Source organism: Streptomyces sp. NPDC004658, from assembly GCF_040609555.1.
Taxonomy (GTDB): domain Bacteria; phylum Actinomycetota; class Actinomycetes; order Streptomycetales; family Streptomycetaceae; genus Streptomyces.
Window position 1 is genome coordinate 1 of the sequence record NZ_JBEXKG010000219.1, and the last position, 9,783, is coordinate 9,783.

General features: G+C 73.2%; 8 protein-coding genes. 7 read left to right on the forward strand and 1 reads right to left on the reverse strand.

The annotated features are described in order from the left end of the window. From ABZV94_RS37580 to ABZV94_RS37595, 4 genes are all read left to right on the forward strand, one after another. Positions 1-2,591, forward strand: a 2,591-nt coding sequence (locus tag ABZV94_RS37580) for a CocE/NonD family hydrolase (RefSeq protein ID WP_356348841.1), incomplete at its 5' end; no start/stop codon positions are given. Next, positions 2,588-3,442 (forward strand): ABC transporter permease, encoded by an 855-nt coding sequence (locus tag ABZV94_RS37585; protein WP_356348844.1) that lies wholly within the window; start codon positions 2,588-2,590, stop codon positions 3,440-3,442. The genes ABZV94_RS37580 and ABZV94_RS37585, both read left to right, overlap by 4 nt. Positions 3,443-3,612: 170 nt before the next feature. Beyond that, entirely contained in the window at positions 3,613-5,094 is a 1,482-nt protein-coding gene (locus ABZV94_RS37590) for a von Willebrand factor type A domain-containing protein (RefSeq protein ID WP_356348846.1), read from the forward strand. 120 nt (positions 5,095-5,214) lie between these two features. Continuing rightward, on the forward strand, positions 5,215-7,137 hold the full coding sequence (locus ABZV94_RS37595; RefSeq protein WP_356348849.1) for an AMP-dependent synthetase/ligase: 1,923 nt from the start codon (positions 5,215-5,217) through the stop codon (positions 7,135-7,137). Positions 7,138-7,209: 72 nt separating this feature from the next. Here ABZV94_RS37595 and ABZV94_RS37600 read toward each other — a convergent pair whose 3' ends face one another. Further along, positions 7,210-7,614 carry a rodlin gene (locus ABZV94_RS37600; RefSeq protein ID WP_014672822.1) on the reverse strand — a complete coding sequence of 135 codons (405 nt, stop codon included), beginning with the start codon at positions 7,612-7,614 and terminating at the stop codon, positions 7,210-7,212. 247 nt (positions 7,615-7,861) lie between these two features. Between ABZV94_RS37600 and ABZV94_RS37605 the strand changes: the two genes are divergently transcribed. The 3 genes from ABZV94_RS37605 to ABZV94_RS37615 all read left to right on the forward strand — a co-directional run bounded on the left by ABZV94_RS37605 (position 7,862) and on the right by ABZV94_RS37615 (position 9,747). Then, positions 7,862-8,260, forward strand: a complete 399-nt coding sequence (locus ABZV94_RS37605; protein WP_014672821.1) for a rodlin — start codon at positions 7,862-7,864, stop codon at positions 8,258-8,260. Positions 8,261-8,497: 237 nt separating this feature from the next. Then, complete coding sequence (locus tag ABZV94_RS37610; protein WP_356348850.1) at positions 8,498-8,725, forward strand: chaplin; 228 nt, start codon at positions 8,498-8,500, stop codon at positions 8,723-8,725. 119 nt (positions 8,726-8,844) lie between these two features. Further along, a complete protein-coding gene (locus ABZV94_RS37615) occupies positions 8,845-9,747 on the forward strand; it encodes a chaplin (protein ID WP_356348852.1) in 903 nt (300 codons plus the stop codon). The last annotated feature ends 36 nt before the right edge of the window (positions 9,748-9,783 follow it).

The following is a 9,783-nucleotide window of genomic DNA, read 5'->3' on the forward strand; positions in this document are numbered from 1 at the left end:
CCGGGGCCGCCGCCGTGGTGCTCGCCGGCGCCGGGACGTGGACGGCGGCCGTCGCCTCCGACGACCAGCGGGCCGTGCGCCGCAGCGACCAGGTGATGGCGGTCGACGGGGTGCGCCTGGACACCTCGTACTTCACCCCCGCCGACACCGGCCGGCACCCCGCCGTCCTGCTCGCGCACGGCTTCGGCGGCAGCAAGGCGGACATGCGCCGGCAGGCCGAGGACCTCGCCCGCGACGGGTACGCGGTCCTGACCTGGTCCGCGCGCGGCTTCGGCGGCTCCACCGGGAAGATCGGCCTCAACGACCCGAAGGGAGAGGTCGCCGACGTCTCCCGGCTCATCGACTGGCTGGCCCGGCAGCCCCAGGTGCGGCTGGACAAGCCCGGCGACCCGCGCGTGGGTGTGGCCGGCGGCTCCTACGGCGGCGCGATCTCCCTGCTCGCCGCCGGGTACGACCACCGGGTCGACGCCATCGCCCCGGCCATCACCTACTGGAACCTCGCGGACGCCCTGTTCCCGGACGGCGTGTTCAAGAGGCTGTGGGCCGGCGTCTTCGTCAACACCGGCGGCGGCTGCGCGAAGTTCGAGCCCGCGCTGTGCCGGATGTACGACCGGGTCGCCGAATCCGGCACCCCGGACCCGGCCGCCCGCAAGCTCCTGGAGGAACGCTCACCGTCGGCGGTCGGCGACCGCATCAAGGTCCCCACCCTGCTGGTGCAGGGGCAGACGGACTCCCTGTTCCCCCTCGGCCAGGCCGACGCGGCCGAGAAGGCGATCCGCGCCAACGGCGCCCCCGTCGACGTCGACTGGATCGCCGGCGGGCACGACGGCGGCGACATGGAGACGAGCCGGGTCGAGGCACGCGTGCGTGCGTGGTTCGACCGGTATCTCAAGGGGGACAAGGGAACCGACACCGGCCCGGTCTTCCGGATCACCCGCACCGGCGGCGTCGACTCCACCGACGGCGCCGCCCAGCTGCGCGGCGCGAGCGCCGCCGCCTATCCCGGCCTGCGTGACCATCCGCGCACCATCGCCCTCACCGGCGGCACGCAGCGCGTCGCCAACCCGGCCGGGGCCAGCCCGCCCGGCGTCTCCGCGCTGCCCGGCCTCGGCGGCTCCGGCGGCCTCGCCCAGCTCTCCGCGCTCGGCGTCGGCGTCTCCCTGGACTTCCCCGGCCAGTACGCGCGGTTCGACTCCGCGCCCCTGACCCGCGACCTGCGCATCACCGGCACCCCGACCGCCACCGTGCGCATCACCTCCACCCGCGACGACGCCGTCCTGTTCGGCAAGGTCTACGACGTCGGACCCGACGGAAGGCGGCAGGTGCTGCCCGCCCAGCTCGTCGCCCCCTTCCGGGTGACCGGCGCCAAGACGGGCAAGGACGTCACCGTCACGCTCCCGGCGATCGACCACGAGGTGCAGAAGGGCCACCGGCTCCGCCTGGTCCTCGCCTCCACCGACCTCGGCTACGCCTCCCCGGCCGCCCCGGCCACCTACACCGTCTCCCTGAAGGGAGACCTGAGCGTGCCGACGGCGCCCTCCGTCAGCACCGCCGCGGCCCCCCTGCCCGCCTGGGTCTGGTGGCTGCCCGCGGCCGGCGCGGTCGCCGCCCTCGCCCTGCTGCTCACCACCCGCCGCCGGACGGCCGCCCCCGCGCCCGACCCGGAGCTGGCCGAGGTCCCGCTGGTGATCACGGACCTGAGCAAGCGGTACGCCCGCTCCACCGACCGGTACGCCGTCCGGGACCTCTCCTTCCGGGTGGAGAAGGGCCAGGTCCTCGGCCTGCTCGGACCGAACGGCGCGGGCAAGACCACCACCCTGCGCATGCTGATGGGCCTCATCCGCCCGGACGCCGGCGAGATCCGCGTCTTCGGCCACGCCGTCCGGCCCGGCGCGTCGGTGCTCTCCCGGGTCGGCGCCTTCGTGGAGGGCGCCGGCTTCCTGCCCCACCTGTCCGGCCGGGAGAACCTGGAGCTGTACTGGCGGGCCACCGGCCGCCCGCCCGAGGACGCCCACCTGGAGGAGGCCCTGGAGATCGCCGGGCTCGGCGACGCGCTCGCCCGCGCGGTGCGCACGTACTCCCAGGGCATGCGGCAGCGCCTCGCCATCGCCCAGGCCATGCTGGGCCTGCCCGACCTGCTCATCCTGGACGAGCCCACCAACGGGCTGGACCCGCCCCAGATCCGCGAGATGCGCGAGGTGATGATCCGCTACGCGGCCGGTGGCCGCACGGTGATCGTCTCCAGCCATCTCCTCGCCGAGGTGGAGCAGTCCTGCACCCACCTGGTGGTGATGGACCGCGGCCGGCTGGTGCAGGCGGGCCCGGTCCGAGAGATCGTCGGCTCCGGCGACACCCTGCTGGTCGGCACCGCCGAACCGGTGCAGGAGCCGGTGCTGGAGAAGGTGGGCGCGCTGGACGGCGTCGCCTCCGCCGTGCGCACCGACGACGGGCTGCTGATCCGGCTGGGGCCCGGCGGCACGGCCGAGCAGCTGGTCGTGGAGCTGGTCCGGCTGGAGGTGCCGGTCGCCTCCGTCGGACCGCACCGCCGCCTGGAGGACGCCTTCCTCACCCTGATCGGAGGTTCCGCATGAGCACGCTGACCGAGGTCGCCTCCGGCTATCGGGCGGGTCGCACCCTGCCGCTGCGGGTGGAGCTGGTCCGCCAGCTCAAGCGGCGCCGCACGCTGGTCATGGGCGCCGTCCTGACCGCACTGCCGTTCGTGCTTTTGGCCGCGTTCGCGATCGGCGGCGACCCGGGCGGCCGGAACAGCCAGATCACCCTGATGGACACGGCCACCGCCTCCGGCGCCAACTTCGCCGCCGTGAACCTCTTCGTGTCGGCGGGCTTCCTGCTGGTGATCCCGGTCGCCCTGTTCTGCGGGGACACGGTCGCCTCGGAGGCGAGCTGGTCCTCGCTGCGCTACCTGCTCGCCGCGCCGGTGCCCCGGGCCCGGCTGCTGTGGTCCAAGCTCGCGGTGGCGCTCGGGATGAGCCTCGCCGCGATGGTGCTGCTGCCGCTCGTGGCGCTCGCCGCCGGCACGGCCGCCTACGGCTGGGGCCCGCTGCAGATACCGACCGGCGGCGCGCTGGACACGGGGACGGCGGCCCAGCGGCTCCTGGTGGCCGTGGCGTACATCTTCGTGTCCCAGCTGGTCACCGCCGGGCTGGCGTTCTGGCTGTCCACCAGGACCGACGCCCCGCTCGGGGCGGTCGGCGGCGCGGTCGGCCTCACCATCGTCGGGAACGTCCTGGACGCCGTCACCGCGCTCGGTCACTGGCGCGACTTCCTGCCCGCGCACTGGCAGTTCGCGTGGGCCGACGCCGTCCAGCCCCGCCCCGAGTGGTCGGGCATGATCCAGGGCACCGCGCTCTCCATGACGTACGCCCTGGTGCTGTTCGCCCTGGCCTTCCGGGGCTTCGCCCGCAAGGACGTCGTCTCCTAGGACACGCCCTAGGTCACCGGTGTGTCACCCACCGGTCACGGCGGGCCGCCGCCGTGGCCGGTTCGAGATCCATCCGCAACTCCCCGGAACGCACGTTCCGGGCCCGTGCCGCGTCACAGTCGGCAGCGGACGCACCTGTCCGACGCCAACACGCCCACGGGGAGGACCAGATGGAGCGGTACGGGGATCACCGGGTACGGCGGGCGCTGCTCGCGCTCACGGCCGTGGGCGGGCTGCTGCTGACCGCGTGCAGCGCGGGCGGCACCGCGCAGACGGCCGACGGCAAGGCCCGCCGCGGCGAGTCCGGCGTGGTCCGGCAGGACGCCGGCGGCCGGCTGTCCACCTTCGCGCTGGACGTCGACACCGCGTCCTACACCTACGCCCGCCGCACACTCGCCGACGGCCGCAGGCCCGATCCGCGCACCGTGCGCCCGGAGGAGTTCGTCAACAGCTTCCGCCAGGACTACCGGCGGCCCGACGGCAACGGCTTCACGGTCACCGTGGACGGCGCCCGCACCGGCGAACCGGACTGGTCCCTGGTCCGGGTCGGCCTCGCCACCCGGCCCGCCGCGCCGGACGCGCACCGCCCGCCCGCCGTGCTCACCTTCGTCATCGACACCTCCGGCTCCATGGGCGAACCCGGCCGCCTGGACCTCGCCCAGCACGCCCTGACCACCCTGACGGACCGGCTGCGCGACGACGACTCCGTCGCCCTGGTCACCTTCAGCGGGGACGCCGAGACCGTGCTGCCGATGACCCGGCTGGGCGGCCACCGCGGGACGGTCCGCGACGCCATCGACAGCCTGGAGCCCCAGAACTCCACGAACCTCGGCGCGGGTGTCGAGGAGGGCTACGCCACCGCCGTGAAGGGCGCCCGCAAGGGGGCCACCAACCGGGTCGTCCTCGTCTCCGACGCCCTCGCCAACACGGGCGAGACCAGCGCGGACGCGATCCTCCGCCGGATCGACGACGCCCGCCGCGAACACGGCATCACCCTCTTCGGCGTCGGCGTCGGCAGCACCTACGGCGACTCCCTCATGGAACGCCTCGCCGACCGGGGCGACGGCCACACCGTGTACGTCTCCGACCCCGGCGAGGCCGACAAGGTCTTCGCCGGGCAGCTGCCGAGGAACATCGAGCTGACCGCCCGGGACGCCAAGGCCCAGGTCGCCTTCGACCCGCACACCGTCACCGAGTTCCGCCTCATCGGCTACGACGACCGCAAGGTCGCCGACCAGGACTTCCGCAACGACCGGGTCGACGGCGGAGAGGTCGGCCCCGGCCACACCGTCACCGCCCTGTACGCCGTCCACACCCGGCACGGCGCGAGCGGTCACCTCGCCACGGCCACCGTCCGGTGGCTCGACCCGGAGACCCGCGACCCGCACGAGGCGACGGGCGGCCTGGAGACCGGGGCGCTGGCCGGATCGGTCTGGCGGGCGAGCCCCCGCTTCCAGGTCACCGCGGTCGCCGCGTACTTCGCTGAAGCCCTGCGCACCGGATCCGGGGACCGCCCCGCCCTGCCCGGCGCCCCCAGCCTGACCAGCCTCGCCCGCAGGGCCGCCGGGCTGGCCGACACCACCGAGGACGCCGACGTACGCGGTCTCGCCGACGCGATCCGTCAGGCGAGCGGCACCGAGCCGGTGGACTGAGGCCGTGCGGGAGACCTGTGCGGCAAGCCGTGCGGGCCCCATTGACCTTTCCTTACTTACGGGTAAGTTGACCTCTAGGTAAGAACCTTGGCCGGCCACGCACCGCCACCGGGAGCCGTCATGGGCGTACGCAGGGATCTGAAACGGGCACGGCAGCGCACCGATCTCGCGGACCGCGCCGCGGTGGAGATCGTCCGCGACCCGGCGGGCACGGTCCGCGAGGTGCGCGCGGCGCCGCTGGCGCCCCCGCTCACCACCGGGTCCCTGGCCGACCTGCCGTTCACGCACGCGGCCGAGACCCCCGACGCGGTGCTGCTGCGCCGCCGTGACCACGGCGGTACCTGGCACCCGGTGACGGCGGCGGCCTTCGCCGCCGAGGTGGCCGCCGTCGCCAAAGGGCTCATCGCCGCCGGGCTCGAACCCGGCGGCCGGGTCGCGGTGATGTCCCGCACCCGCTACGAGTGGACCGTCCTGGACTTCGCGATCTGGGCGGCCGGCGGCCAGTCCGTACCGGTCTACCCGACCTCCTCCGCCGAGCAGGTCGAGTGGATCGTCCGCGACTCAGGCACCCGGTTCGTCGTCACCGAGACCGCCGCGAACGCGGCCACCGTCACCACCGGCACGGCCGGCCACCCACACCCCCCGCGCCTGTGGCAACTCGACGCCGACGCCCTCACCGACCTCGCCGTCCTCGGCCTGGACCGCTCCGACGTCGAACTCGCCAAGCGGCGCGGTGCGCTCGGCCCCGACACCATCGCCACCGTCTGCTACACCTCCGGCACCACCGGACGGCCCAAGGGCTGCGTCCTCACCCACGCCAACCTGCACGCCGAGGCGGCGGGCACGGTCGAGCTGCTGCACCCGGTCTTCCAGGCGGTCACCGGCCAGGCCGCGTCCACCCTGCTCTTCCTGCCGCTCGCCCACATCCTCGGCCGCACCCTCCAGCTCGCCTGCCTGCTGGCCCGCATCGAGACCGGCCACTTCCCGAGCGTGAAACCGGACGAACTGCGGCCCGCGCTCAAGGAGTTCCGGCCCACCTTCCTGGTCGGGGTGCCGTACCTCTTCGAGAAGATCCACGACACCGGGCGGGCCACCGCCGAGAAACTCGGCCGGGCCGCCTCCTTCGACCGCGCCGAACGCGTCGCCGTCCGCTTCGGCGAGGCCCACCTGCGCACGTTCCTCGGCACCGGCAAGGGCCCGGGACCCGGCCTGTACGCCGCCTGGGCGCTGTACGACCTGCTGGTCTACCGCCGCATCCGCAAGGAGCTGGGCGGCCGGATGCGGTACGCCATCAGCGGCGGCTCCCCGCTGGACCGCGACCTCAACCTGTTCTTCCTCGCGGCCGGCATCGTCGTCTACGAGGGCTACGGCCTGACCGAGACCAGCGCCGCCGCCACGATCGTGCCCCCGCTCAGCCCCCGCCCCGGCACGGTCGGCCGCCCGGTGCCGGGCGTCTGCGTGCGCCTCGCCGACGACGGAGAGGTGCTGATCAAGGGCGGGATCGTCTTCGGGTCGTACTGGAACGACCCGGCCGCCACGGACGCCGTACTGCACGACGGCTGGTTCGCGACCGGCGACCTCGGCACGCTGGACGACGACGGCTACCTCACCATCACCGGCCGCAAGAAGGACATCCTCGTCACCTCCGGCGGCAAGAACGTCTCGCCGGCCGTCCTGGAGGACCGGCTGCGCAGCCGCTCACCCGTCGGCCAGTGCCTGGTCGTCGGCGACAACCGGCCCTTCGTCGCCGCGCTGATCACCCTCGATCCGGAGGCGGTCGCCCACTGGCTGGCCGTACGGAAGCTGCCACCGGACACACCGCTGTCCACGCTGGTCCGCGACGAGCGGCTGCGCGCGGAGGTGCAGAAGGCGGTCGACCACGCCAACGAGGCGGTCTCCCGCGCCGAGTCGATCCGCGCGTTCGCGCTCGTCGAGGGCGAGTTCACCGAGGAGAACGGGCTGCTCACCCCGTCGTTGAAGGTCAAGCGGCACGCGGTGACGGCCGCGTACGCGGAGCAGATCGAGGCGCTCTACCGGCGCTGACGGGCCGACGGCCGCCGCCGGAACGCCGAAGCGGGCCGCCGAGGACTCGGCGACCCGCTTCGCGGACCGGGATCAGTGACCGGAGTCGGAGTTCTCGGACAGGATCGACACGTCCTCCAGCAGGTGCGCCAGCGCGCCGTCGCGCTTGACGTTCGAGGAGTTCTCGGTGCACTGCTGCTGCATGTGGTCCGACAGGATCGGGATGTCCTGAACATTGACACCGATGAGGGCGCCGACACCGACCGGGATGTCGTTCAGAGCGATGCACGGCTTGTTGAAAGAGCCCTGGATCAGGGCGATCTGCGGGCTCATGTTCCCGTACGTGGCCGAGTTGCCGTAGCTCTGCCAAGCGCCGTTGCCGTTGGCGGCGGTCGGGCCGCTGTCGTTCCCGAGCGCCAGCGCCTGCGGTGCCGCGGCGGCGGAGGCGCCCATGGCGGAAGCGGCGACGGCCGCAGTGGCAACAATCTTCTTGATCACTGGCCAGTCCTTTCTGAGGAAACCCCGTCCACCGGAGCGCACTGGTCAACTCCGCGGACCCTTCGTGGTTTCTCCCGTTCACCCCGTCGGCCGATGCGGTGGGCTGGTGGTGTGCTTTTCGGATTGATGGCTTCTCGTCACCTCCCAGTAATTTGCGCTCCAACCGAGTGAATCAGCGGAACCATTCCCGATGCGCCGGGTTGATGAGGCCGTAGGGCATGCGTCGCTACGAGGAAAGGAACGCGAAGTGCTCAAGAAGGCAATGGTCGCCGCCGCGACCGCCGCTTCTGTCGTGGGAATGGCGGTGGCGGCCGCGCCGCAGGCGCTTGCCATCGGCAACGACGACGGACCGACCGTCGCGAATGGCAACGGCGCCGCGTCGTCGTGGGGCAACTCGGCGACCAAGGGCGACATGAGCCCGCAGCTCTCGCTGGTGCAGGGTTCGCTCAACAAGCCGTGTGTCGGCGTCCAGGACGTCGACGTCGCGGTCGACGCGCTCATCGGCGTCACCGCGCAGGACATCCCGATCCTGTCGGACCACCTGCAGCAGCAGTGCAACGACAACTCCACCAACGCCAAGCGCGACGGCGCGGTCTCGCACGTCCTGGAGGACCTGTCGGTCCTCTCGGCCAACGGCGAAGGCTGAGCCGAACTGGCAGGGCCCGGGTCGTCCGCTGCGTTGTCCGCGGACTGCCCGGGCCTTTTCGCGGATTTCAGGCGAGGGAAAACGCGTGAGAGAGCGGTGCGAAAGAGTGATTGTCGCGCGTTCCGCGTTCCGCGGTCTGCTGTTGTGTCAATCCCTCGTTCCGTGCCGCGACCGTTCACGTCGTGCGCACACGGTTCTGGCCGTCATTGGGGCATGGCCCCAGAGAAGGGAACATTCATGAAGAAGACTGTCGCTGCCGTTGCGGGCGCCCTCCTGGCCCTGGGTATGGCCGGACCCGCCTTCGCCGACTCCGGAGCCCAGGGTGGCGCCGCCCACTCCCCGGGTTTTCTGTCCGGCAACGTCGTCCAGATCCCGGTCCACGTGCCGATCAACGTGTGCGGCAACACGGTCGACATCATCGGCCTGCTGAACCCGGCGCTCGCCAACCACTGCACCAACGACTGAGGTCCGTCCGAGGCGCCGGCCCCGCCGGCTGCGCACTGGCCGGCCCCGGACCGCCGATCCGTCGATTCCGCGCTCCGGGGCCGGCCTTCCCACTTCTTCGAGCAGGAAAGACCACGAGATTGCGACAGACACTCAGCAAGGGCATGGCGGTGGCCGCGGCAGCGACCGGCGTGCTGTCCTTGTACGGCGGCTCCGCACTCGCCGACACCGGCGCGCGCGGTGCCGCGCAGGGTTCCCCCGGTGTGCTGTCCGGGAACAACATCCAGGCCCCCGTGAACATCCCGGTCAACGTCTGCGGCAACTCCGTCGACGCGGCCGCCGCGCTGAACCCGGCATTCGCCAACTCCTGCGCCGCCGCGTCGACCTACGGCCGGCCGGGCCCGGCGGCCCACGAGGAGCACGCCTCCGGGTACGCCGGCTCCGGCAACCCGGGTCACGGCGGTGCGGAGAACTCGGGTCACGTCGGCTCCTACGGCTCGCAGCACGGTGGTTCCCACTCGGGGCACGGTGGTTCGCAGCAGCCGGCACACGGCGGTTCGGGCACCTCGGGGTACGGCCACTCGGGCACGTCGGGGTACGGCGGCTCGGGTGACTCCGGGTACGGGGACTCCGGCGGTCGGCCGGGCCCGGGCGCCGACCACTCCACGCCTCCCTCCGGCGGCAAGACGGCCACCCCTCCCTACGGTGGCGAGGAGACCACCCCGCCTCCCTACGGTGGCAAGCCGACCCCGCCCCCCTACGGCGGTGAGGAGACCACCCCGCCTCCCTACGGCGGCGGCGGGAGCACGCCCCCTGGTGGCGGCCACAGCACCCCTCCGGGCGGCGGTCACAGCACGCCCCCGGTCACCGGCCACACCCCGCCGCCCGGCGGTGGAGGCGGGGAGCACCCCGGGCAGCCGCCCGTGCTCGCGCACACCGGTGGTGACGGGCCGGCCATGATCGCGACCTCGGCCGCCAGCGCCGCCCTGATCGCGGCCGGGTCGATCCTGTACCGGCGAGGCCGGTCCGCCTCCCGCCGCTAGCGCACCGGCTGCCGGGCCCGGCGCCCCCGCCCTGCC

Bases quoted from the DNA above. Each gene is read 5' to 3' on its own strand.
- ABZV94_RS37585 (WP_356348844.1), top strand. From the start codon at position 2,588: ATGAGCACGCTGACCGAGGTCGCCTCCGGCTATCGGGCGGGTCGCACC.
- ABZV94_RS37590 (WP_356348846.1), top strand. From the start codon at position 3,613: ATGGAGCGGTACGGGGATCACCGGGTACGGCGGGCGCTGCTCGCGCTC.
- ABZV94_RS37595 (WP_356348849.1), top strand. From the start codon at position 5,215: ATGGGCGTACGCAGGGATCTGAAACGGGCACGGCAGCGCACCGATCTC.
- ABZV94_RS37610 (WP_356348850.1), top strand. From the start codon at position 8,498: ATGAAGAAGACTGTCGCTGCCGTTGCGGGCGCCCTCCTGGCCCTGGGT.